Source organism: Enterobacter sp. 6722112 (genome assembly GCF_058661685.1).
Genome location: NZ_JBZWGR010000007.1, coordinates 1,836,555 through 1,858,008, shown reverse-complemented (window position 1 = coordinate 1,858,008; position 21,454 = coordinate 1,836,555). Strand labels below are relative to the sequence as shown.

16 protein-coding genes and 2 pseudogenes are annotated in these 21,454 nt (G+C 53.0%); 8 read left to right on the top strand and 10 right to left on the bottom strand.

Going from position 1 to position 21,454, the window contains the following annotated elements; genetic code table 11:
* Positions 1 to 55 precede the first annotated feature (55 nt).
* The 3 genes from AC4OVU_RS10470 to AC4OVU_RS10460 all read left to right on the top strand — a co-directional run bounded on the left by AC4OVU_RS10470 (position 56) and on the right by AC4OVU_RS10460 (position 2,813).
* Positions 56 to 753 (top strand): IS1 family transposase gene (locus tag AC4OVU_RS10470; RefSeq protein ID WP_248786037.1). Its coding sequence is split into 2 segments (ribosomal slippage): positions 56 to 305 and positions 305 to 753, totalling 699 coding nucleotides; the frame shifts between segments, so codons are not numbered across the junction.
* A 470-nt stretch (positions 754 to 1,223) separates the two neighbouring features.
* A complete protein-coding gene (locus AC4OVU_RS10465; RefSeq protein ID WP_110292960.1) occupies positions 1,224 to 2,486 on the top strand; it encodes an amino acid permease in 1,263 nt (420 codons plus the stop codon).
* 87 nt (positions 2,487 to 2,573) lie between these two features.
* A complete protein-coding gene (locus AC4OVU_RS10460) occupies positions 2,574 to 2,813 on the top strand; it encodes a DinI family protein (RefSeq protein ID WP_003857390.1) in 240 nt (79 codons plus the stop codon).
* A gap of 320 nt (positions 2,814 to 3,133) precedes the next feature.
* On the opposite strand, the gene AC4OVU_RS10455 is transcribed toward AC4OVU_RS10460, so the two are convergent.
* On the bottom strand, positions 3,134 to 3,880 hold the full coding sequence (locus AC4OVU_RS10455; protein ID WP_110292946.1) for a molybdate ABC transporter permease subunit: 747 nt from the start codon (positions 3,878 to 3,880) through the stop codon (positions 3,134 to 3,136).
* Positions 3,881 to 3,894: 14 nt separating this feature from the next.
* Positions 3,895 to 4,809 (bottom strand): extracellular solute-binding protein, encoded by a 915-nt coding sequence (locus AC4OVU_RS10450; RefSeq protein ID WP_129541667.1) that lies wholly within the window; start codon positions 4,807 to 4,809, stop codon positions 3,895 to 3,897.
* A 326-nt stretch (positions 4,810 to 5,135) separates the two neighbouring features.
* Between AC4OVU_RS10450 and AC4OVU_RS10445 the strand changes: the two are divergent.
* Positions 5,136 to 5,638, top strand: a pseudogene (locus tag AC4OVU_RS10445) (DUF1543 domain-containing protein).
* Positions 5,639 to 5,957: 319 nt separating this feature from the next.
* Here the strand turns inward: AC4OVU_RS10445 and fhuE are convergent.
* Entirely contained in the window at positions 5,958 to 8,126 is a 2,169-nt protein-coding gene (gene fhuE / locus AC4OVU_RS10440) for a ferric-rhodotorulic acid/ferric-coprogen receptor FhuE (protein ID WP_491928799.1), read from the bottom strand.
* A gap of 164 nt (positions 8,127 to 8,290) precedes the next feature.
* Here fhuE and AC4OVU_RS10435 point away from each other — a divergent pair, with 164 nt between their 5' ends.
* Positions 8,291 to 9,349, top strand: a complete 1,059-nt coding sequence (locus tag AC4OVU_RS10435; RefSeq protein WP_047056678.1) for a YncE family protein — start codon at positions 8,291 to 8,293, stop codon at positions 9,347 to 9,349.
* A 261-nt stretch (positions 9,350 to 9,610) separates the two neighbouring features.
* On the opposite strand, the gene dcp is transcribed toward AC4OVU_RS10435, so the two are convergent.
* Positions 9,611 to 11,644 (bottom strand): peptidyl-dipeptidase Dcp, encoded by a 2,034-nt coding sequence (gene dcp, locus AC4OVU_RS10430; protein ID WP_040117595.1) that lies wholly within the window; start codon positions 11,642 to 11,644, stop codon positions 9,611 to 9,613.
* A gap of 143 nt (positions 11,645 to 11,787) precedes the next feature.
* Between dcp and ydfG the strand changes: the two genes are divergently transcribed.
* Together ydfG and AC4OVU_RS10420 are read left to right on the top strand one after the other, a co-directional pair.
* Entirely contained in the window at positions 11,788 to 12,534 is a 747-nt protein-coding gene (gene ydfG / locus AC4OVU_RS10425) for a bifunctional NADP-dependent 3-hydroxy acid dehydrogenase/3-hydroxypropionate dehydrogenase YdfG (protein WP_015570609.1), read from the top strand.
* Positions 12,535 to 12,624: 90 nt separating this feature from the next.
* Complete coding sequence (locus AC4OVU_RS10420) at positions 12,625 to 13,311, top strand: GntR family transcriptional regulator (protein ID WP_023296540.1); 687 nt, start codon at positions 12,625 to 12,627, stop codon at positions 13,309 to 13,311.
* A gap of 35 nt (positions 13,312 to 13,346) precedes the next feature.
* Here AC4OVU_RS10420 and AC4OVU_RS10415 read toward each other — a convergent pair whose 3' ends face one another.
* The gene (locus AC4OVU_RS10415) at positions 13,347 to 13,778 is read right to left on the bottom strand and encodes a universal stress protein (RefSeq protein WP_491928673.1); all 432 of its coding nucleotides are present in this window, start codon (positions 13,776 to 13,778) and stop codon (positions 13,347 to 13,349) included.
* Between the two features lie 287 nt (positions 13,779 to 14,065).
* Here AC4OVU_RS10415 and ydfZ point away from each other — a divergent pair, with 287 nt between their 5' ends.
* Positions 14,066 to 14,269 carry a putative selenium delivery protein YdfZ gene (gene ydfZ / locus AC4OVU_RS10410; protein WP_003857405.1) on the top strand — a complete coding sequence of 68 codons (204 nt, stop codon included), beginning with the start codon at positions 14,066 to 14,068 and terminating at the stop codon, positions 14,267 to 14,269.
* 44 nt (positions 14,270 to 14,313) lie between these two features.
* Here ydfZ and AC4OVU_RS10405 read toward each other — a convergent pair whose 3' ends face one another.
* The 5 genes and pseudogenes from AC4OVU_RS10405 to AC4OVU_RS10385 form a co-directional block, all read right to left on the bottom strand.
* Complete coding sequence (locus tag AC4OVU_RS10405) at positions 14,314 to 15,777, bottom strand: mannitol dehydrogenase family protein (protein ID WP_045334791.1); 1,464 nt, start codon at positions 15,775 to 15,777, stop codon at positions 14,314 to 14,316.
* A 223-nt stretch (positions 15,778 to 16,000) separates the two neighbouring features.
* Positions 16,001 to 17,538 (bottom strand): annotated as a pseudogene (locus AC4OVU_RS10400) (MFS transporter).
* Between the two features lie 27 nt (positions 17,539 to 17,565).
* Positions 17,566 to 18,972 (bottom strand): glucuronate isomerase, encoded by a 1,407-nt coding sequence (gene uxaC / locus AC4OVU_RS10395; protein ID WP_045349162.1) that lies wholly within the window; start codon positions 18,970 to 18,972, stop codon positions 17,566 to 17,568.
* Positions 18,969 to 20,354 carry an MFS transporter gene (locus tag AC4OVU_RS10390; protein WP_017694076.1) on the bottom strand — a complete coding sequence of 462 codons (1,386 nt, stop codon included), beginning with the start codon at positions 20,352 to 20,354 and terminating at the stop codon, positions 18,969 to 18,971. Before AC4OVU_RS10390 ends, uxaC begins: the two co-directional genes overlap by 4 nt.
* A 73-nt stretch (positions 20,355 to 20,427) precedes the next feature.
* Entirely contained in the window at positions 20,428 to 21,447 is a 1,020-nt protein-coding gene (locus AC4OVU_RS10385; protein WP_023296536.1) for a Zn-dependent oxidoreductase, read from the bottom strand.
* Between the last annotated feature and the right edge of the window lie 7 nt (positions 21,448 to 21,454).

Genomic DNA, 21,454 nt, shown 5'->3' with positions numbered 1-21,454 from the left:
GGTAATGCTACCAACTTGCTGATTTAGTGTATGATGGTGGTTTTGAGGTGCTCCCGTGGCTTCCATCTCCATCAGTTGTCCCTCCTGCTCAGCTACTGAAGGCGTGGTGCGTAACGGTAAAAGTACTGCCGGACATCAGCGCTATCTCTGCTCTCACTGCCGTAAAACATGGCAACTGCAGTTCACTTACACCGCTTCTCAACCCGGTACGCACCAGAAAATCATTGATATGGCCATGAATGGCGTTGGATGCCGGGCAACCGCCCGCATTATGGGCGTTGGCCTCAACACGATTTTCCGCCATTTAAAAAACTCAGGCCGCAGTCGGTAACCTCACGCATACAGCCGGGCAGTGATGTGATTGTCTGCGCTGAAATGGACGAACAGTGGGGCTACGTCGGTGCTAAATCACGTCAGCGCTGGCTGTTTTACGCGTATGACAGGCTCCGGAAGACGGTTGTTGCGCACGTATTCGGTGAACGCACTCTGGCCACACTGGAGCGTCTTCTGAGCCTGCTGTCGGCCTTTGAGGTCGTGGTATGGATGACGGATGGCTGGCCGCTGTATGAATCCCGCCTGAAGGGAAAGCTGCACGTAATCAGCAAGCGTTACACTCAGCGCATTGAGCGGCATAACCTGAATCTGAGACAACATCTGGCAAGGCTGGGACGGAAGTCACTGTCGTTCTCAAAATCGGTGGAGCTGCATGACAAGGTCATCGGGCATTATCTGAACATAAAACACTATCAGTAAGTTGGAGTCATTACCCGACGTCCTGAACCCCTTCGCCACCATAAAGAGAGCGTTATGTTACAAGACGGTTCGAAAGCTACGAGCGGGTTACGCGATTGTCTACATTCTGTTTTTTAATTTCAGGCATAACGGGATAATTTCACGCCCAATAAAATAATTAAATAAGCCCCCCTTCAATATGATGGCGCCTTATGGTACTTAATAAAACAGGGTGTTTATTCTTTAATTAACAGACGTGCAGGCAGGGAAAGTCAGTCGTTATTTGTTCGTTAATTTAACAAATCCCTTTCTTAATTAACCGCCTGTTAAAGCATCGTCAAAGAATAACGATAGTTATTGCAGGCATACACATAAGGTTTTCGGTATGCAACATCAAACCCCTCCCACCCGTGACGTAATGGCGCAGCGACGACTACAGACAGATAAAAACTAAATAAGTCGTCGCCCCTCTAACAACGCGGTAAAATATGATGAATAAAGCCACAACTCTCTCAGCTAATATTACAACACGCTCTAACTGGCACTGGCAGGATAATATCTGGACGCTGGGCCTTTATGGTACAGCCGTCGGAGCGGGAACACTGTTCCTTCCCGTGGAAATCGGCACCCGTGGTCCGGTTATTTTTCTGGTTATGCTCCTGCTGGGGCTGCCGTTATCCCTGATCCCCCATTTACTCCTTTGTCGTGTATATATGCGTGAAGAGAAGACTGAAAACGGCACGTTGCCGATCTTCGGCTCCTTCTTCAGCGGAAGGGGTGAAAAGCTGATCACCCTGTTCTATTGTGTGACCTTCTTCCCGGTAACCCTGGTTTACGGGGTGGCGCTGATTAATGCGCTGAGTAATTTACTGGTGGAGCATCTGCATATTACCGCCATCAGCCGTGGGCCATTGTCGTTTATCGTGGTTGCTGCGCTGTATGTGGTGCTTAGCAAGGGCCGGGACAGAGTCGTGGCCATTATGAGCGCACTGGCGCTGCCGTTCGCGGCATCTGTACTGCTGATCGCCGTATCACTTATCCCGGGATGGCATCTGTCTAACCTGACCGATACGGCCGCTGAAATGAACGCCACGCCGCTGCCGGTAACGCTGAAAAATATCTGGCTGACGCTGCCGCTTATTACCTTCTCGTTTTGCTGTGCACCTATGGTCTCCCCGCTGAGCTCTTACTACCGGGAGAGGAAAGCGGAGGGTGAGAAAAAGGCACTGTTCGTGATCCGTATCGCCTACTTAGCTATCTTCGCCAGTATCCTCTTTTTCGTGCTGAGCTGCGTGCTGGGGATCCCCCATGACAACTTTGTGCGAGCGAAGGCGGAAAACCTGAATGTGCTGTCGGTGATGAAGGGAAACGGTGATTTCAGCCTGATTTACCACATTGCCCCGCTCATCGCTATCATCGGTATGACGAAATCCTTCCTCGGCGTAGGTCTGTCGGTCGCACAAACGTTTGGCCAGTTGGCTGCCAGCGTATCCGGCAAAAAGGCCAACGCCAGCAAGCGGCTGGCCTCTCTGGCGCTGTTCCTGATGACCTATGGCATTGTTTATGCCAATCCGGATGTGCTCAGCCTGATTGAAATGTTCTGCGGACCACTGATCGCGGTGATCCTGTTCCTTATCCCGGCGTACCTCATATACACCCGCCCCTCGCTGGCAGAGCTTCGCGGCGTGACGGTGTTTTTGGTCGTATTGGGGGGGCTGGCAACGCTGTCTGCATTGCTCTGGACAATGCTTTAGTCTGAACGCCGTTTGACTGTACCCATATACAGTAGTATTTTACGTTCAGGCTGAATCACATGCGTAATATCCATAAGGTAAACAATCATGTTTGTGGAACTGGTTTATGACAAGCGAAACGTACAGGGGCTGGAGGGAGCCAGGGAAATCATTCTGGCCGAACTGACAAAACGCGTGCACCGGATTTTTCCTGATGCCAGCGTGACGGTTAAGCCAATGCAAGCGAACGGCCTGAACAGCGACGCCAGCAAAAGCGACCGTGAAAAGCTCAACCGCATGCTTGAGGAGATGTTCGAAGAGTCGGACATGTGGTTAATACAAGAGTAACCGGGCGCAAAGCCCGGTTCTGGCTTCGGGAGACAAAGAGCATACAACGTTAACTTTGCGTAATTTCTTCCGCTATCGCGACGTACCGATTTACGCCTCCATGGTTCCCCCAGCATAATCCCACCGATCCGATTGTAAGACATATCCAGCGCGCGCCACATTTTCTTCCTGCCCTGTACTTTCAGTCTGACTGACTGGAGGTTTCTGTGTGTGGCCTTTTATGAAGAATCCGGTTTGGGGTTATTCGAGGTAGCCCGCTGAAATGGAAACGTGAGCAAGCTCATCCGCTATGAACGAGGAACGGACGATCTAAGGGGTGTTCATTTCCTGGCCATTCGTTTGCCAAGAGCAAAGCAGACCATTGGCAGGGGAAGCGTCACTACCAGCAGCATCCATAGCAAAGTATATACTGTGTCCACCCCGTCATTTTGCAGATTGGTATACAGCTTTACCGGTATACCCTGCGGGAAATAAGCAAAGATCATCACGATCCCGAACTCGCCTACCGCGCGAACCCAGGCGAGTGTTACGGCAGAAGCCAGCCCAGGCAATGCCAGGGGTAATGTAAGAAAACGAAAGCGGTTCCAGGGAGAAGCTCCCAACGTTTGTCCCGCTTCAAGAATATTTTGGGGAACAGTGGCAAACGCCGAACGCGACACCACGATAAAATAAGGCAAAGCGCCGTAAACCTGAGCCAGCACAAACGCCGCCGGATTATTTACCAGCGTAGCTCCCAACAGTGAAAGCCAGCGGCCAATCACGCCATAAGGCCCGAAAGCCGAAACCAGCAAAATCCCCATTGCCAGCGGTGGCGTCAGCAGAGGGATCATCACCAGCAGTTCACCGATCAATCGTTTTCGACCCGTGGCTTGTGACAGCCACAATGCCACCGGCATGCCGATAAGAATGATAATTCCGAGTGCCAGCACACCCAGTCCCATAGAGACGGCAATGGCGCTGTCGTCGCGCCAGGCCAGCTTCAGATGATGCCAGGGCGTGACGCTAATCAGCGTGATAAAGGGGATACTTAACAGCAGGATAGCGGGCAGAGATAACCACCCCGCCACCCAGCCCGGTTTTCTTAGCGGGCGTATAAGCTGTCTCCTTTAGGTTCGGCGTAGCCAAACGCTTTGAACAATTTCTGCCCCTCGGCGCTTTGCATGAACGATACGAACTTTTGTCCCTGTTCTACACCATTCGGCGCGTTTTTCAGCACCGCCGCATAGAACACCATTGGTTGAGTGTGCAGGATTTGATCCTGGCCTTTGCTGTCTTTAATGGTAAAACTGACGGTGTCATACCACTGTTTCGTCATCGCCGGGTTGCTGAGGTTTATTTCATCCGGCAGCGCGACATACGGCAAATGCGCTGAGCGAACTTCACTCTCGTATCCCGCTGCTGCATCCACCTGACCGCTTTCCAGACGCGCCAGCAGCCCTCCTTCCTGATGAGTCTGCTGTGGGTTTTGCAGCGAGCCTAAAATTTTATTGGTGATGCCCGGTATGTTGTAATACTTTTCCGCCAGCATCAGGCTAAACACAATATTCTGGCCTTTTGGGTCGACATAAGGATCGGTGCGGCCAAATAAAACATCTTTCTGCGTCAGCAGAGTCAGCCACGAGCCGTCTTTCTTTCTGTTGGCCTGTTCAAACTGCGCTGCATATTTACCCTCAGGACTGTAAGCGACCACCATGCTGGTACTGGCGACAGGGACCGCCTCATCTATCAGCCCGGCGTCTTTGAGAATTTGCATCGGCCCCGGGGTGATGGAGACAAACACATCGGCCTCAATTTTGTGGCTTGCAAGCAGGCGTGCCATCCCGTATGCACCCTGGCCCTGCCCCTGATAGCCGTCGTTATTTGCTCTGGAAAAAGCCGGACCTAACCCCTGGTCCATTACTTTGCCCATGGAACCGGCATAAGTCACCCTGATATCCTTTGCCAGCGCCATGGATGGCATTTGCAGCAGCGCAACCGCCACCAGCACAACCTGCATTCGTTTCCTGGCCATAAACACCCTCTCGTTATATATGCTTTTATATATCGAATTTTCCAGAAAAATCACCGCAATGACAACCTCCTCAAGCGCGCCGTTGATGCAAGGTTGAATAAAAGGAAATCGGTCTGGGTGGTACATGGTCGACTTAGTCAGATGTTGTCATCCAATTGTGGGCAATAGTTCATGAAACATGCTGCGTAAACTCCTCGTGGCTTTGCGTAGAAGAATCTTGAACTCATTGTCATCAATGTCTTTTGCACAGTTGTAGCCCAACTCGCTATATAGTTAAATATATAGCGATTAAAATAACTTCTGAGGGTTGTATGAATTTGTATATGTTTTATGTCGGCGGAAATGCCGGTAAATCCAATATTGAGGTCCACGACATCCAGTTTGTGGCGGCACGTAAGCCCAATGATGCCTGGCCTGCACTGCGTGAAGCATGGTTTGGTGATAGTGATAAAATTCATATAGACGGCTATAGCCGTATCACGTGGGCCGACGGATACTCTGTCACGCTTTCCCCGGAGCCGCCCCAGACTACGAAGAGATTATTTTTCGTCAATGCGGGTGGTTACAGGCCGGATACGCTTGCAGAACTGCACGAATATGATCTGTCGTCGCCGAAAATGCCCGGCAGGCTAAGGAGAAAGCATTACTAACGCTACTTTGCGGTGTCGATCAACAACATAAGGATAATTTAAAAGAGGTTGATGATTGCCTGTTGCTTGAAAAGGTTGGAGGGTTGTTTATTCATCTGACACCCTGCGATACAGGGCACCGCGATCTTCCAGAGTGGCAGGGATATTTACCGATAGGCGCATGAAACTGCATAAAGAGACGCATCGCTTCAGGATGAAACAGGTCCCCTTTTAGTATTGCTCAGGATTCCCCTCGAGTCTGAGGGCGTCCTGTTCATTGAATATTTACGCTTTTGCGTCTGGCTGTTTTACTGCATATCCAACATACGTCTTCTTTAACTGATCCAATGTTTCCGGCACCAGGCTCGTCCCCCGTTCAAACCGGCACATTATTCGTTACCAGGATGGCAATGGCATGGCGGCCATCGCCGTGTCGTTGCCGCTGGTGGGGCCGAAGCGCATTTCGGAACAGGTGATGGCCAGGATAGAGATAAGCTGATTAGATCAGAATGTGTAACTCATGCTTACCGAGACGCTACGCGGTTCGCCATAGACGGCAGAGTCATCAAGGTATGAGTAGTATTCGCGGTCGAACAGGTTACGAACGTTTGCCTGCACCGCCAGCTGTTTCGTCAGCTGATACTGCGCGAACAAGTCGACGAGCGGATAGCTGCCCTGATAGAGGCGCTGCGTCTCGCCGTCCGGACCGGTGACATCTTTGTACACCTGATTCTGCCAGTTCACGCCGCCGCCTACGGTCAGATCCGGAAGCGTCGGGACGCGGTAACGGCTGAACAGCTTAAGCTGCGTCTGCGGCGCAAAGCTGTTGAAGCGGCCATCTGAATCACGGGCAACATAGCGGGTCGCACTGAAGGTAAGCTGTAGATTGTCGGTAACGGCACCGTTCACCTCAAATTCCGCGCCTTTGCTCACTGCGCCTTTGGTTGCGCGATAAGCTTGTTCGCTGGATCCATTAACGAATACCCCGCTGATTTCCTCCCCCGCGTTCTCCTGTTCTATGCGGAATACGGCAACGTTGGTGGTCAGTCGACCGTCCATCCAGTCTGCCTTCAGGCCGGTTTCATAATTTTTACCGGTGACGGGAGAGAGCCATGCACCCTCTTTCGTGCGTTTGGTTTGCGGGGCAAAAATTGAGGTATAGCTGGCGTAAGCGGAAAGGCTGTCGTTGATGTCATACACCAGCCCGCCGTAAGGGGTGGTGTTGTATTTACGCATATCGCCGCTGCTGCCATCTGAGCTGTACTGGGTATAACGTGCGCCAACGATTAGCGACAACGGATCCGCCAGCGACAGGCGTGCCGCCGTATACGCCGATTTTTGCCGCACGATATCATCCGCATTTTGATACCAGTCGCCCCACTCCGGCTCGGCCACGCTGCCGTCCCAGCTGTTGTTGAAGATGCCAATCTGAGCACTGTCCATTGGCCCGTCTTTGCTGAAGGTAGCATTGTGCTGTCGGCTATAGTTGGCTCCGGCCATCAGCTGATGTTGACGCCCGAGAAGTTCAAAAGGCCCGCTGGCGTAGGCATCAAAGGCGTCCAGAGTGCGCTTGCCGCGATCCTTACTACCCCAGCCTGATGCGTCTTTTCCGGTGGTGGCGTCCGGATTGCCCATCACATAAAGCAGGGTATCATTGAACGTTTGCTCGCCGTGGGTTCCATTGAAACGCACCGACCAGCCGTTATCCCAGTTGTGGGTGAGGTTAGCAAAAACTTTACGCGACTCAACGGAGTATCCCGTCCAGTCTGCCGAGGTATTGACGTTGCGATCGTAATGGGTACGGCTGCCGTTACTGTACAGGCTGGGTAATCCGCCCCAGGTCGGGTTGGCTGTGTTTGTTTGCTGATAGTCCCAGCCCAGCGAGGCCGTCGTGTGTTCCGTTACATCGCCTTCAATGACGCCATAGAGAAATTTCTTGCGCTTGCCATATCTGTCAAGCCAGCTGTCCTGATCCTGATAACCTGCCACGACGCGCCCACGCAGGCTGCCGTCGGAATTGAGGGGCGCGGAGATGTCGCCCACATAACGCTGTTTGTTCCAGCTTCCGTAACTTGCGCTGACGTTGCCCCTGAAGGTTTTACTGTCGGCACGTTTACGCACCATGTTCACCGTTGCTCCCGGATCGCCAGCGCCGGTCATCAGGCCGTTTGCGCCACGCACAATCTCTATACGATCATAAATGGCAGTATCTTCCTGCGCATCGCCAAAATTCCACGCGTCGCCCATTGATGTGGGGATCTCATCGTAGGCGAAATTGGTGATTTCAAAGCCGCGGGAAAAGTAGCTGGAACGCTCGCTATCAACCTGCTGCGACGAAACGCCGGTGGCATTGGTAAGTACCTGGTCAATGGTTTGCAGGTCTTGATCCTGCATACGCTGGCGCGTCACGACGCTGCCTGACTGGGGGATATCGCGCGGGGTCAGCAGCATTTTGGTGCCTGAACGCGTGGTTTTTACCGCATAATCCTGCTGCGAGTCGGCGCTCCCGTTCCCGTCACCGTAGACAACCATCTCTTGTTCTTGCGTATTTTCATCCGCCTGTGCCGGGTGCATGACGGCGGACATTGCCAGCGCAAGCAGTGAAAGTGAGAAGGAAGCAGGAATTAACCCTGCGGGCGCTTTCGCGCGATTAGCCCTGCCATTAAAAATCATCATGTTACCTGTCTGTTGTTGTCGTTATGTGCAAATCATTCATCCAAATAAGAATGGAAATGATAATTATTTGCTTTATTATGCACAGGTAATTTTGTAAGTTAAATGTAAATAAATGTATATTTATCAAAATCAGCGCGGCTCGCGCATGACAGGAACAAAAAATGAACACATTCCATTGGCTAAAAGGAAAGACATGGGGCTTAAGCATTCTTACCGCGGCGTTAACCCTGAGCGCAACGGCGTCAGCAGCCCTCCCGGGTTCGGCTGAGCTCAAGCAGCGCGAACTCGCTGACGGTCTGTATGAGATGGTTTACTCCCCAACGGCAAACGCGTTGTACGTTGCGAGCGCACAGAGTTTCAAAAACGTCAACGGCGGGGTGCTCTATAAACTGGATCCCACAACGCTTGCCACGCAAGGTGAAACCCACACCGACCTGAAAAACTTCGGCATGGCAGCGGACGATAATGGCAAGGTCTACTACACCACCAACACCCTTGATGGCGGGGTATCGAAAGTGGACGTGCAAAGCGGCAAGGTGCTACAGCGCCTGATGTTTGAAGGCAAAGACAAGGATGGCGACCCGGTTGGTGCGCGTGAAATCCTCTTCCACAAGGGACAACTGTTTATCGGTGGCGTTGCCGACCCTGGGTTTATCTCCGTGGTTGATGCCAACACCATGACGCTAAAAGCCCGAATCGAAAATGCCGGGAAATGGGTGACGGGGATTATTTATTCGCCGCTGACAGACCGCCTTTATGCCGCCAATGGCGGCGGTGAAATTCTGGTGATTCACCCGGAGACGTATAAAATCGAACAGCGCTGGACGCCGGGAGATAAAAAAGCGTATTTGTTCCTGAATATGGCAGAAGATCCGGCCACCGGGCGCCTGTTCGTGACTGATGATTCAAAAGCCAAAACCACACTGGTATTTGATGAGCGCAGCGGGAAAGTTATCAAGCGTCTTAAAGGCGATGCGCTGGGAATAAAGTTTAACGCTGAGCGCAACGAAATTTTCATCACTCAGCGCGAATCCAGGAAGGTGTTGCAGCTTGACGCCGGGAGCTATGCTGTGAAAAACAGCTGGACGTTCACCAGCCATCCCAACAGTCTTCTGGTAACACCGGACGGTAAAACGTTATACGTAACCGTGAAGCAGGACTTCAATGACGACAACACGACGAAAGGCCCGGATAGTGTGGTTCGTATTTCATTAAATTAAACAATATACAGCCATCCTGTGAGGGATGGCTGACTTATAAACGTGGACGCTGAAGCAGTATCTTTAGTCCGGCCAACGGATAAAGCCGGGTTAAAGCGCCAGATGTTCTAAAGTCGCGGGGATCCTTACTGGGTAAAAGTAAAGGTGTAGCTACGTGAAGCTGACCCCTATCCTCCTGCAAATTTCGCAGAATTAAGGATTCATTTTGGGAAAGAAAAAACCGGGCCTCGCGCCCGGTTCTGTTCCCACACTAAAAAAGCCTTACGCACTCAATCCGCGATTCTCCAGCATCGGTTCGATCTTCGGATCGTGCCCGCGCCAGTTCCGGTAAAGTTCAGCTAAATCAGTGCTGTTGCCGCGGGACAAAATCGCCTCGCGGAATTTCTGTCCGTTCACGCGCGTCAAACCGCCCTGCTCGACAAACCACTGGTAGCCATCGTCCGCCAGCATCTGCGTCCAGAGATAGGCGTAATAGCCCGCCGCGTAGCCGCCGCCGAAGATGTGGGCGAAATAGCTGCTGCGATAGCGCGGCGGTACGGCTGGAAGATCCAACCCCTCTTTTTTCAACGCGGCGGCTTCAAAGGCTTCTACGTCTTCAACGGGCTCCTGAATGCCGTGCCAGTTCATATCCAGCAGCGCGGCGCTCAATAGCTCCGTCATGTCATAACCCTTATTAAACTGGGTCGCATTGAGCATTTTTTCCCGCAGCGCATCCGGCATCGGTTCGCCGGTTTGATAATGACGAGCAAAGTGCGCAAACACCTGGGGATGGCTGGCCCAGTGTTCATTGATTTGCGAAGGAAATTCAACGAAATCACGTGGCGTGTTGGTGCCTGAAAGCGTGGCATAGCGCTGGCTGGCAAACAGGCCATGCAGGGTATGGCCAAACTCGTGGAACAGGGTAATCACATCATCCCAGGAGATTAGCGCGGTCTGCCCGTTCGCCGGTTTTTGATAGTTGCAGACGTTATAAATCACCGGACGCGCGGCAAACTCATAAGACTGCTCAACAAAATTCCCCATCCACGCGCCGCCCGCTTTGGAATCACGCGCGAAAAAGTCGCCGTAGAACAGCGCCATGCCTTCACCCGTGTGGTCGAAAATCTCCCACACGCGAACATCCGGGTGGTAAACCGGAATATCGAAACGCTCGACAAAGCGGATACCGAACAGCTGCGTGGCGGTCCAGAATACGCCATCTTCCAGCACGGTATTGAGCGCGAAATAGGGTTTGATCTGCGACTCATCCAGCGCGTATTTCGCTGAGCGCACACGTTCGGCATAAAACGCCCAGTCCCAGGCCTGTACCGTAAAACCACCCTGCTCGTCGTCGATGACCTTCTGAATATCCGCCTGCTCCAGCGCGGCCCTGCCGCGTGCCGCAGGAACTATCCCGCGCATGAATTCGAGCGCGGCTTCCGGCGTTTTCGCCATCTGATCGGCAATGCTCCAGCTCGCATAGTTGTCAAAGCCGAGCAGCTGCGCCTGTCTTGCCCGCAACGCGGTAAGCCGACGGATCAGCTCGCGCGTATCGTTTTCGTCGCCTTTCTGAGTGCGTTCCCAGCCCGCGCTGAACAACTTTTTACGGGTCTCGCGCAACGACAGCGCCGCCAGCGCGGGCTGTTGCGTGGTATTCAAAAGCGGGATCAGCCAGCGATCCGTCAGCCCTTTTTCTGCGGCAGCGTGAGCCGCGGCAGCCACCTCCTCCGCACTGAGCCCGTCAAGCTGGTGAACATTGTCCACCACCAGCCCTCCCGCCTTGTTCGCCGCCAGCAGGCGCTGGTTGAACTGGCTGGTCAGGGTGGCGGCTTCGGTATTCAGGGCTTTCAGCTCGGCTTTTTCATCGGCGTTCAGACGCGCGCCCGCAAGAACAAAGTGCTGATACATCTCCTCCGTCAGTCGTCGGGATTCGGCATCCAGCGCCTCGCGATCCTGCCAGACGGCTTCCACGCGGGCGAAAAGCGTATCGTTTAGCCAGATATCGTTCGCCAGCCCGGCCAGTTCGGTGGAGAACTGCTCGTCCAGTGCCTGAAGATCATCGTTGGTGTGTGCGGACGTCATGGCGAAGAACACGCTGCTCACGCGCGACAGCATGGCCCCGCTCTTTTCCAGCGCCAGCACGGTATTGTCAAAGTCCGGCGCGGCGCGCTGCGCGATAATCGCGTCAATGTCTGCACGCTTCAGGCGCATTGCTTCATCAAATGCCGGACGATAATGGCTGTCGTTAATCGCATCAAAACGTGGCGCCTGATAAGGCAACAGGCTAATTTCAAAAAAAGGATTGTTGACCGACATCGTTTACTCCTGAGCACGGTATTTCTCCCCAGAGTAGGCCAGCCTGCGCCGGCCTGCAATGGCGTCATACAAATGTTGCCTTAACGACGTGCCGGAGAGCGTGCTATGTTAGTACAACACAAAAAGCGTTGAGGAACAGTGAGATGATTATTTTAGTTACCGGGGCGACAGCGGGTTTTGGTGAAAGCATCACGCGTCGCTTCGTCGCCAACGGACACAAAGTGATTGCAACAGGGCGTCGTCAGGAGCGTTTGCAGGAGCTAAAAGACGAGCTGGGTGACAGCATTCTGACCGCGCAGCTGGACGTCCGCAACCGCGCCGCCATCGAAGAGATGATTGCCAACCTGCCTGCCGAATGGCGTGAAATTGACGTGCTGGTCAATAACGCTGGCCTGGCACTGGGCATGGAGCCTGCCCACAAAGCCAGCGTGGAAGACTGGGAAAACATGATCGACACCAACAACAAAGGGCTGGTGTACATGACCCGCGCCGTGCTGCCGGGCATGGTTGAACGTAACCGTGGCCATATCATTAACATCGGTTCCACCGCCGGAAGCTGGCCTTACGCGGGCGGCAACGTCTATGGCGCGACCAAAGCCTTTGTCCGCCAGTTCAGTCTGAACCTGCGCACCGACCTGCACGGAACCGCGATCCGCGTGACCGATGTTGAACCGGGTCTGGTAGGCGGAACTGAATTCTCCAACGTGCGTTTCAAAGGCGACGACGCGAAAGCGGATAAAACCTATGAAAACGCGAATGCGCTGACGCCGGAAGATATCACCGAAACCGTCTGGTGGGTCGCGAATCTGCCGAAGCATGTCAACATCAATACGGTTGAGATGATGCCCGTCAGCCAGACCTATGCCGGACTCAGCGTGCATCGCGGTTAATTTACCCTGCCCGGCCTGCGGGCCGGGTATGTGATGGCAGGGAAAAGAATGGTAGTATGTTCAGGTTAACTCTCTGAGAAATCACAACCCATGGCCGCTGAATCGCAACTTAATCCTACCCAGCCCGTTAATCAGCAAATATATCGCATCTTACGCCGTGATATTGTTCGCTGCCTGATCCCACCGGGAACGCCACTCTCAGAAAAAGAGGTTTCGGTACGTTTTGACGTTTCCCGTCAGCCCGTACGTGAGGCGTTTATTAAGCTCGCAGAAAACGGCCTTATTCAGATCCGCCCTCAGCGCGGCAGCTATGTAAATAAAATTTCGCTTTCGCAGGTACGGAATGGCTGTTTTGTTCGCCAGGCCATCGAGTGCGCCGTGGTGCGTCGCGCCGCGTCGCTCATCAACGATAACCAGTGCTACCTGCTGGAGCAAAACCTGCATCAGCAACGAATCGCCATCGACCGCAAACAGTTAAACGACTTTTTCCAGCTGGACGACGAGTTCCACCAGAAACTGGCGCAGATCGCCGAGTGCCAGCTCGCGTGGGATACCGTCGAAAACATCAAAGCTACCATCGACCGCGTGCGCTACATGAGCCTCGACCATGTTTCTCCGCCAGAGATGTTGCTGCGCCAGCATCATGATATTTTCAGCGCGCTGGAAAAACGCGACGTGGAAGCCGTAGATAAAGCGATGACGCTTCACCTTCAGGAAATTAGTGAGTCAGTTCAGTTAATTCGCCAGGAAAACCGCGAGTGGTTCAACGAAGAATAAAACCTCGCCGCCTCCTTTCGGTTGCGGCGAAGTAATTAGCGGACCACTAATACCGGAATAGTGGCGTAGCGCAGAATAGTTTCAGCATTTGAACCCAGCAGATGGGTTGTAATGCTCGGATTTTTTGATCCGATAACAATAACGTCGTATTTCCCCTCTTTGCTGAGCTTGATGATTTCATCGCGTACGTTGCCGAAGCGAACTTCACAGTCAATATTGTCCGGGGACATATCAAAGAGCCGTTTCAGCGCCTTCATCTTCTTATCAGACTCGGCGGTCATATACTCTTCGAACTTCTTAATATCGGCATTGAACCCCCGCAGTAACGAACGGCTGCTGTTAGGGAGAATGTTGACCAGGTTGATCGTCGCGCCTTCCGCCTTCGCGAGGTTGACCGCGTGGCGTACCGCTTTATCGCTCAAATCCATTTCAAACACATCAACAGGCATCAAAATTTTCTTATACATAAGCCTGACTCCTTTTCCGATGAAGGGTTATTTTCTGCCTCCAGAATGACATTGTGGATATAAACAAAGCCTAAACACTTGCACCCGGAAACTATCAATTAAGGAAAATAACTGTCCGCTTTGTAAAGTGGTGTCCTGAACCGTCAACGCCTGCATGAAATAAGAAAAAAGTGTGAGCTTGATCAAAAGCAAATAATTTCGTTAAAGAGAGGCGTATTAATAGTGCCCCGTGAACGGCAGCCGTTGAATTAGCGCCGTAACGGATAAGTACGAGAGGAGAAAATACCATGATGACATACGACCGTAACCGAAATGCAATCACCACTGGCAGCCGCGTCATGATTAGCGGCACAGGCCAGTTCGGCGTGATTAAAGCGATCCACAGCGACGGCCTTAATGCCGAGCAGGTGCGCCGTGGTAAAACGGTTGAAGTCGAAGGATGCGAAGGTAAGTTCGAACCGATTGAGCTGATTCGCCTGGGGATGCACTAAGCTGCGCCCCGACATGCCGCCGCGGACGGCGGCATGTCATCGCGTTAAAGCCGGGAGGCGTACTCAGCAACCGTGGCCTTCGCGCCTTTTTGCAGCAACGTTTGATAGGCCTGCATGACCGCAGCCACAAACACCGCGTCCTTCGGCAGCTCGTTACCGAAAATAGCCTCAATGCCCAACAGCGCGCTAACGCGGCTTTCGCCTTCAGCGCTACCGTTTACCGCCGCCTGAATCACCGCCAGCTGCGGATCGCTCACCTTAATCGCGTTACCCTGCTCATCCACACCGCCGACATAACGCATCCAGCCCGCAACACCGAGGGCCAGCAGCGGGAAGGGTTTCTGGTGGACAAGGTGCCAGCGAACGGAATCGAGCATCCGCTGCGGCAATTTCTGGCTACCGTCCATGGCGATTTGCCAGGTGCGGTGGCGCAGGGCCGGATTGCTGTAACGTGCGATCAGCAGGTCGGCATAGTGAGCTAAATCCACCCCCTTCACTTTCAGCGTCGGCGCCTGCTCTTTCAGCATTAGCGCATGCGCGGCTGCGCGATAATGTTCATCTTCCATGCAGTCGTTAATGTGCTGATAACCGGCCAGGTAGCCGAGATAGGCCAGGAACGAGTGGCTGCCGTTAAGCATACGCAGCTTCATCTCTTCAAACGGAATGACATCAGAAACCAGTTCCGCACCGGCCTTTTCCCACTGTGGACGTCCGGCGACGAAATTATCTTCTACCACCCACTGGCGGAACGGCTCGCAGGCGACACCTGCCGGATCGCGTACGCCGGTCAGCTGTTCAATTTTATCCAGCGTTTCAGCCGTGACGGCGGGCACAATACGGTCCACCATGGTTGACGGGAAGGTGACGTTCGCTTCAATCCAGTCGGCCAGTTCGCCGTCAACAGCGCGCGCGTAGGCGCAGGTGACATTGCGCATCACGTGGCCGTTTTCCGGCATGTTATCGCATGACATCACGCTGAATGCTGGCAGCCCCGCCGCCTTACGCCGCGCCAGCGCTTCAACCACTACGCCTGGCGCAGATTTCGGCTGATGGGGGTTTTGCAGGTCGGCAACGATTAACGGATGATCGAACATCAGTTGTCCGGTTGCCGGGGAGTGGCAATACCCTTTCTCGGTGATGGTCAGGGAAACAATGGCGACCTGCGGATCGCACAGCGCCGCCAGCACGGTTTCAAGGCCGTCGACCTGCGCATGCAGCGCATTTTTGACGACGCCGACCACGCGCGCCGTCCACGCATCGGCAGACATCTCTGCTACGGTATAAAGATTATCCTGTGCCTTCAGATCGGCGATCTGCTGTTCGCCGCCAATCAGGTTAACTTCGCAGTAACCCCAGTCGCTGCCCTGTTCTGCGGCGAGTATATCGGTGTACACCGCCTGGTGCGCACGGTGAAACGCGCCAAACCCTAAATGAACAATGCGTGCCTTGAGGCTGTCGCGATCGTACTGAGGACGCGTTGCCTTCGCCTGTAATAAACGGTTTTCCATGATTGAGACTCGTTAATTATGAACGCTGAGATCCGCAGCCGCTCTGGTGACAGTGCGGCTGCGCCGGTTGACTAAACCAACTAGAATGGCAGTGTCATTACTTTATCCTGCCGATCACAATACTGGTTATGCTGCCATGAACATTGATTTACATTAACTTTCGGCCAAGTGGTGTGATATAAAAATCAAGTTGTGTGACATCTGGCAAAAGATATAAACCAGATCATACAGGGGTGCGCACCGTCTGCTCGCCGGACCGGACCGTCGGCTCACGCCACAACCTGTCGTAGGAATAGCCTGTTAAATCTTCCACGACCCGGCGAGCTTCGGCGGATACGCGTTGGGGAGAGCCGTTGGCTTTCAGGCGATCCAGCTCATCCACAAAGATTTTGTGCGTACGCTTGTTCAGGTTGAATGTCAGAGCCTGCCACAGGGCCAGGATAAGCAAGGCAGCAGTGCCGATGAACATCAGCATTGCGATGGTGTGGATGGCTTCGGTTGGCTGCGTCTGGCTCCCTTTTACAAATCCGCCGCTTTGTACAGGAGACCCACAATAAAGGTGGCAATAGCGACCGTGGTTTTTCGGGAGAATGTCATTACCGCGGCAAACAGTCCCTCACGACGCTGACGGCTGACCATTTCATCGATATCTGGAATGAACGGGAACACGTTCCACGGTGTAAACTCAAGGACGCAGCGCCCCACCTGATACACCCCGGCCAGAATGACCAGCGTCGCGACGGTATTCAGCGCAGGGATCTGGTACACGGCAAAGAAGCCCCCCAAACAGAGCAACATCAGTGAATAGGCAAATACATATAGCTTTGATGGCCCATATCTGATGATCCCTATACCCGCAATTAACGTGACGGGCAGCCCCACAATACTCATCGACAGCAGCGTGCCTGCCAGTGAGGAAGAGACATTCAGACAGTACACGCAGAAAAATACAAATACCGTGTTGTAGACATCTTTGCCGGTAAACGACAGCAGATAGATGGCGAGATGTTTCCTGAAGGCCCGGATTTTCAGGGTGGAACCATACTCCTTAAAAAGTCGTCCAAAGGCAGCCAGCTTCTCCCCTGCTGTTTGTGGGCGTGTGTTTTTTTCTAGCCCGGAGAGCATTTCCGGCGTCAACTCGCGTTCCCAGGTCACTTTCCACGAGATGAATACACATACCATAAACAGTACAGCAAAAATAACGCCGTTTATGAGGTAGGCATGGGCGCTGTTTTCCCCGAAAAAGCCTATCAGTAATCCGGGAATAAATGTCGCCAGAAACGTCCCGGACGCTGAAAGAAACATGCGACAGGTAGAGAGTTTGGTCCGCTGGTTAAAGTCTTTTGTCATTTCTGACGGTAACGTTTCCCACGGGATCAGTACCATTGCAGCAATAATTTCAAATGCTAGATAGACGGCGAGATAAAAACCGTATGTCATGCCATCAAGCCACAGCAATGCATAGACCAGCATCAACGGTGCACCGATCAGCAAAAAGAAACGTCGGCGACCAAATTTTTTACCAAAATAGTTTTTGTAAAAATGGTCAGTGAAACTTCCCATAAACAAACTAACGATAGCATCGACAATGCGCGCTATAGCAACAATAGACGCCGCTTCAACCGGTGACAACCCAACAAATGTCGTATAGAAGAATAATAACCAGGCGCCGATAACGGTAAAGGCACCGCCGCCCATAATATCCGTTAGTCCGTAGCCGATACTAACCGGAATAGTAATTTTTTTCGCAGTATGAGACATGTTCCATCCCCACTCAGTGAGTAGAATTTAGAATCTGAAATAGTTTTCAGCGTTGTCATGGCAAATATTTTTAACCATCTTCGTTAGGATGGCGTTATTATCCGGAACTTCACCACGCTCCACCCAGCCACCAATGATATTGCACAAAATACGACGGAAATAATCGTGGCGAGTATACGAAACCAGACTACGGGAATCGGTTAACATACCGACAAAATTCATTAATAGCCCCTGATCCGCAAGGCTATGTAGCTGGTTTTCCATTCCGCGTTGAGTGTCGTTAAACCACCATCCGGAGCCAAACTGTATCGGCGATTTAACGCCCAATTCCGCAGTCTGAAAATTAGCGATAGTCGTCGCGACAATATCGTTATAGCTGGCGTTGAGGTTATATAGAATGGTTTTGGGCAAAGCTTCAGCCTGCGCCATTGCATCCAGGAGTTGGTTGAGATTGGCCGCAAGATTCGACTGATCGGTCAGCGAGTCAAAACCAGTATTACTACCCAAAGAACGGTACATGCGGGAATTATTATTGCGAATCGCACCGAAGTGTATCTGCATTGCCCAGTTATGCTGCCTGTAATTATGCGCCAGCATAATAAAAATGGCACTGTCAAGAATCGCATTATTACGGGCGTCCAGATTTTCACCCCGGCGCTTTCGGGCAAACACGGATTCAACCTGACTTTCATCTGCTGACTGAAAATGGATCTCCACGGGTCCGTGATCGGAAATTCGGCACCCGATTTCGTGGAACCAGGCAATACGCTGGCTCATTCCCTTAACAAAATCGCTGAATGTCTGGATTTTAGATCCTGTCGTCTCACCTAATCGATCGATAAAGTCGGCAAACTGTTCCGCGTTTTGCGCAAAAACATCGTCCGGACGAAAGGTCGGTAATACCTTAACGTTGAACGTCGCGTCATCACGCAATAATTGATGGTAGCGTAAATCATCAAGCGGAGCATCTGTCGTACAAATAACTTCTACCCTGGAGCGTTTAATGAGTTCCCTCGGCGTAAAATCAGGCTGCTGCAATAGCAGATTACAGCGCTCCATTATTTCACGCCAGTTATGCCTGCCCAGCGGTTCGTCACAGTTAAAATAGTGGTGAAGTTCTAAATGAGTCCAGTGATAGAGCGGATTTCCATAGCTCGCTTCGACCGTTTCAGCCCATGCCGCAAATTTATCCTCCGCCGGGGCATCGCCCGTAATGTATTTTTCGTCAATACCGTTGGCGCGCATGGCGCGCCATTTATAATGATCGCCAGCCAGCCAGAGTTCGGTAATATTATCGAGATTTTTATTCTCGAAGATATCTTTCGCGTCCAGGTGACAGTGATAATCAATAATTGGCAGCGCTTTCGCGACGTTACGATAAAGTTCAACACCTCTCGCATTGCCAATCATAAAGTTATCGTTAATAAAACTCATGACAGGGCTCCATATTTCCGCTGCTTCGCTGCGGTATCGCTCTGGCGCAGGGGTTCAGCTGCATCTTCCACCAGGCTCAAATCGCGGTCGCGCACTTCTGGCATCAGCAAAGCGGAGACCAGCCCAATCAGCGAGTACGCCACCAGCATCGCCACAATCGGCCACCAGGACCCGGTCATATTGCAGAAGATCCCCGCCAGCACCGGACCAAAGCCTACCGCCACGAGACCGCCCGCCTCTTTGGAGATCGCCATGCGGGTAAAGCGGTTTCGCGAACCAAACATCTCCGCCATGGTGATGTTTTCCAGCGCAAACAGCCCGAGCACCGCAAAGTTATGAATAACGATGATAGAGAGCATAATCACGCCCGGCGCGTAACTCTTATCGACGATAATCGACAGCATCGGGTAAGCCAGAATAATGGCTGAAATGTTAAGGATGATATATGGCAGACGGCGCCCCACTTTATCGGACAGCCAGCCCAGCAGCGGGATGGAGACGAAGCCAAGAATCGAGCTGATCATCAGCGCATCGGTTGGGATCGCCTTATCAAATAACAGCGTCTGTACCAAGTACCCGGCAAGGAAGGTCTGGATAAGCCCAGAGTTACCGGCCTGACCAAAGCGCAGCCCCGTCGCCAGCCAGAACGATTTGCTCTTAAACATCGCGCCGACCGAGGTATCCTGCGCAGCAACCGGCGCAACGGCTTCGGCATCGTTTACCTTCTCAAACACCGGGCTCTCTTTAAGGTTCATACGCAGCCAGATGGCGAAGATCATCACCACCACGCTGGCGAGGAACGGCACGCGCCAGCCCCAGGCAATAAGTTCTTCACGATCGAGGGCAAAGAACATCACGGCCCAGATCGCCGTGGCGCTCAGCGTCCCGCAGTTGGTGCCCATGGCCACCAGCGAGGAGATGATGCCGCGTTTACCCTTCGGGGCGTATTCGGCCAGCATGGTGCCTGCGCCGGAGATTTCAGCCCCCGCGCCCAGCCCCTGAATAATACGCAGCGTCACCAGCAGCACCGGTGCGAAAATCCCGATCTGCGCGTAGGTTGGCAGGACGCCGATTAAGGTGGTGCAGATCCCCATCATGGTGATGGTGATAAACAGCACTTTTTTACGGCCAATTCTGTCGCCCATTCTGCCGAAGATAAATGCCCCGACAATACGCGCGATGTAGCCTGCGCCGTAGGTGCCCATCGCCAGGATCAGCGCCATGGCCGCGGACTGCTCAGGGAAGAAAATTTCATGAAACACCAGCGCGGCGCCAAGGGAGTAGAGCTGGAAATCCATAAACTCCAGGGCGGTGCCCAGCCAGCCAGATACGGCGGCTTTCACCAGATCTGACGTACTTCTTTGAGGTTGTGCTTGAGTCATAATGGCTATCTCTACAAGGTAAGATGCGTACCACTGAGAGCCTGTCTTCGCAGGCTCTTAACCGCGTGAATTATTATTGGTCGAACGTGAGCAAGACTTTGCAGCACTGCCGCTGGTCTTTTTCAAACAGTTCGATGGCGTCTGTAACGTGGTGATAGTCAAATGTATGGGTGACCAGTTTTTCAGGGTCGATCAGCCCTTTTTCCAGCCAGTCAATGACCACCGGGAATTTGTTGGCATTCAGGCGCGAAGAGAAGATCGACAGCTCTTTGCCGGTGATCCCCTGCTGCACAATCTGGCTCGGGTCGCTGGAGAAGCCCATCAGCACGATGCGCGCCGCCGGAGACGCCAGCGTAATCGCTTCCTGTAAAATGGACGGATGACAGGCAGCATCGATGATTAACGTCGGCTTGATGCCTTTTTCATCCAGCGCGGCCTGTAAAGAATGCTCGCCGTTGTTGAAGACCCAGTCTGCGCCGCTGCGTTGCGCCATCTCCAGCCGCTCATCAATGCGATCCACCACGATGACCTGCTTCACCTTGTAAACGCCCTTCAGCGCCTGCACGGTGACCAGCCCCATCGGGCCTGCGCCGTAAATCAGCGCCACATCCTGTTCGGTGGGTTTCGCCTGCCCCGTCACGTTGGCGGCAATGGTGAATGGCTCAACCATCACCGCGTGGTGGTCAGGGATCGCATCCGGAATGCGCCAGGCATTTTTCGCCGGCACCACGGCGTATTCGCTGAAGCCGCCGTCACGGTGGACGCCCAGCACCACCAGCGAAGTACAAACGTTCGGTTTTCCAACGGAACACGGGTAGCAGTGCCCGCAGCTGATCACCGGATCAACCGAAACGCGCTGGCCCAGTCGGGTGCCCTCCACGCCTTCGCCAACCGCGTCTATTTCGCCAAAGAACTCGTGACCGATTACCCGCGGGTATTTCGCAAACGGGTTATGCCCGCGATAGATATGGCTGTCTGAACCGCAAATACCGGCGAGCTTAATTTTGACGCGGACGTCGCCTGCGCCCGGCAACGGGAGAGGACGCTCTTCAATCACCAGCACATCCGGCTGTTGGATCACTACGCTTTTCATCATTCGC

Excerpts from the sequence above, each read along its gene's own strand:
- AC4OVU_RS10465 (WP_110292960.1), top strand. The coding sequence starts at position 1,224 with ATGAATAAAGCCACAACTCTCTCAGCTAATATTACAACACGCTCTAAC.
- AC4OVU_RS10460 (WP_003857390.1), top strand. The coding sequence starts at position 2,574 with ATGTTTGTGGAACTGGTTTATGACAAGCGAAACGTACAGGGGCTGGAG.
- AC4OVU_RS10450 (WP_129541667.1), bottom strand. The coding sequence starts at position 4,809 with ATGCAGGTTGTGCTGGTGGCGGTTGCGCTGCTGCAAATGCCATCCATG.
- fhuE (WP_491928799.1), bottom strand. The coding sequence starts at position 8,126 with ATGATTTTTAATGGCAGGGCTAATCGCGCGAAAGCGCCCGCAGGGTTA.
- AC4OVU_RS10435 (WP_047056678.1), top strand. The coding sequence starts at position 8,291 with ATGAACACATTCCATTGGCTAAAAGGAAAGACATGGGGCTTAAGCATT.
- dcp (WP_040117595.1), bottom strand. The coding sequence starts at position 11,644 with ATGTCGGTCAACAATCCTTTTTTTGAAATTAGCCTGTTGCCTTATCAG.
- ydfG (WP_015570609.1), top strand. The coding sequence starts at position 11,788 with ATGATTATTTTAGTTACCGGGGCGACAGCGGGTTTTGGTGAAAGCATC.
- AC4OVU_RS10420 (WP_023296540.1), top strand. The coding sequence starts at position 12,625 with ATGGCCGCTGAATCGCAACTTAATCCTACCCAGCCCGTTAATCAGCAA.
- AC4OVU_RS10415 (WP_491928673.1), bottom strand. The coding sequence starts at position 13,778 with ATGTATAAGAAAATTTTGATGCCTGTTGATGTGTTTGAAATGGATTTG.
- ydfZ (WP_003857405.1), top strand. The coding sequence starts at position 14,066 with ATGATGACATACGACCGTAACCGAAATGCAATCACCACTGGCAGCCGC.
- AC4OVU_RS10405 (WP_045334791.1), bottom strand. The coding sequence starts at position 15,777 with ATGGAAAACCGTTTATTACAGGCGAAGGCAACGCGTCCTCAGTACGAT.
- uxaC (WP_045349162.1), bottom strand. The coding sequence starts at position 18,972 with ATGAGTTTTATTAACGATAACTTTATGATTGGCAATGCGAGAGGTGTT.
- AC4OVU_RS10390 (WP_017694076.1), bottom strand. The coding sequence starts at position 20,354 with ATGACTCAAGCACAACCTCAAAGAAGTACGTCAGATCTGGTGAAAGCC.
- AC4OVU_RS10385 (WP_023296536.1), bottom strand. The coding sequence starts at position 21,447 with ATGAAAAGCGTAGTGATCCAACAGCCGGATGTGCTGGTGATTGAAGAG.